Below are 2,328 nucleotides of genomic sequence, written 5' to 3' on the forward strand. Positions count from 1 at the left end.
ACCCAGAAAGGACTTGAGCTTATGGAAAAAAAGCCCCATCTGATGGCTATCGTCCTGTTTTTAACGGGTCTTATCTGTATTGGATTACTTTTTGGACTCAGCTATAAAACTTACCGGAAGATCGATGCCGTTGACCAGAAAATGGCCTCCGTGATCAAACCGGTCCAGAAAAAGCAGAAATCCATGAACGAGGATATTGAACTTTATACAGCTAAGATCGAAAAGAAACAGGCAGCCAACAAATACCTGCAGCAGCGGGCACAGACAGAAAAAGCTGTCAAAAACAACACTGGTGAACATGAACGGGCACCGGAAGCCGAAAACAGTCAGAAAACGACCAAACCCTCTGTTTTCAGTGAAGCCGGTGGTGAAGGATTCACCGATGGCGGTAATGATACCTCTTCTGCTTCCAACAACGGCCATATCGTCGGGATCGATCCCGGACATCAGGGCGAAAATGTTGATATGAGTGCCACAGAGCCGAACGGCCCCGGTTCCTCCACCATGAAGGCCAAGGCTTCCACCGGAACCAGAGGTTCCTTCAGCGGTCTCCCGGAGTATCAGCTGAATCTGGACGTTTCTCTTCTGCTTAAGGATATCCTGGAACAGCGTGGATACCAGGTAATAATGACAAGGACAGACAATGATACCGCTATCAGCAACAAGGAGCGTGCAGAACTGGTCGCTTCCCAGGGTGCGGAGATCTGTGTCCGTATCCATGCAAACGGAGATGATTCTGCAGATGTCTCCGGTGCTCTGACCATGTGTCCGTCCCAGCAGAATCCTTATGTTTCCAGTCTCTATGACAGTTCCAACAAACTATCCAAATGCATTGTGGATTCCTACTGCGCAGCTACCGGCTTCCAGAACCGCGGGATCATCTACACAGATTCCATGACAGGTATTAACTGGAGCACGATCCCGGTGACGATTGTGGAAATGGGATTTATGACCAACCAGAGCGATGATCTGAAAATGGCGGATTCCTCCTTCCAGCAGACTATGGCAGAAGGGATCGCCAATGGAATCGATGCTTATTTCCAATAATAAAAAGGAGTTTGTTTATATATGAAAAAAAATACATTTCTGTATATTGTGATCGCAGTGCTTGTCATCGCACTGGCAGGACTTGGGGCACTGAATGTCCGCTCCCTGGACAAGCTTGCATCTCTCCAGACAAAAGTTAACAAGCTGCAGAAAAGTGTGCAGGAGGTTTCTGATTCTGCCGCTGAGCTCAGCAGCAAAGCCGATCAGCTGGATGCTCTTTATCCTGATGATCCTACCGTTTCCAGCGCTGCTGCCGCAGCATCTTCAGCTGAGGTCCAGGGTCCTTCCGCACAGGAAGAATCCACAGATACATCTGCAGCCTCCGATTCTTCCGAAGCTTCTGGCAGCAAGGACAGTTCTTCTTCCACTCAGGAAGAAGGAACTCTTTCCCCATCCAGCGGAAGCACTTTCACAGACAATTCGGATTCCAGCATGGACAACCTTCTGAACCAGGTACAGTCTCTTCTTCCCACCGATAACGGAACCTGGTCCGTATATGTATGCAATCTTGCAAAAAATACCGAAGGTACCATCAACGATCAGCAGATGCAGGCTGCCAGCCTGATCAAGCTCTATATCATGGGTGCCGTATATGAAGATTATGACAGTCTTTCCTCCAAATACAGCAAGGATCAGCTGGACAATGCACTGAACTCCATGATCACAGTCAGCGACAATGATGCTGCCAATACACTTGTCAATTATCTTGGCGGCGGGGATGACGCAGCCGGAATGGCCCGTGTGAATAAATTCTGTCAGGATCACGGATACACCAGCACTTCCATGGGACGTCTTCTTCTTGCAGATAATTCCAATGGGGATAACTACACTTCCGCAAAGGATTGTGGAAAATTTCTGAAGACCATCTATCAGATCGACAAGGGTACTGCTACCGATAACAATGATACTCTGGCAGGAGCCGAATATATGTATCGTCTTCTGAAAATGCAGACCAGGAAAAACAAGATCCCGGCTCAGATGCCTTCCGAGGTAAAGGTTGCCAACAAAACCGGTGAACTGGATCACGTAGAAAACGATGTCGGCATCATCTATGACACTGCAAAGGGGATCGACCTGGTAGTCTGCTTTATGTCACAGGATCTTAACGATACCTCTGCTGCACAGAACACCATCGCACAGGACAGCCGTGCGATCTATGGATACTATAACGAATAACAAAATAACAGACTTACCGGATCGGATCGAGTAGGAGGCGGTGACTAACCGCCGTCCTCTCACACCACCGTGCATACCGCTCGGTACACGGCGGTTTCAATAGTT

General features: G+C 48.4%; 2 protein-coding genes. Both read left to right on the forward strand.

Annotated features, from left to right (window positions below):
• A partial coding sequence (locus GPK58_RS12540) for an N-acetylmuramoyl-L-alanine amidase family protein (RefSeq protein WP_330627261.1) occupies positions 1-1,047 on the forward strand: 1,047 nt, incomplete at its 5' end.
• Between the two features lie 21 nt (positions 1,048-1,068).
• Positions 1,069-2,223: a serine hydrolase gene (locus GPK58_RS12545; protein WP_215638738.1), complete on the forward strand. Its 1,155-nt coding sequence runs from the start codon at positions 1,069-1,071 to the stop codon at positions 2,221-2,223.
• Positions 2,224-2,328: the final 105 nt, after the last annotated feature.

This window comes from Blautia sp. MCC270 (assembly GCF_018785605.1).
In the GTDB taxonomy this organism is placed as follows: Bacteria; Bacillota; Clostridia; order Lachnospirales; family Lachnospiraceae; genus Blautia_A; species Blautia_A fusiformis.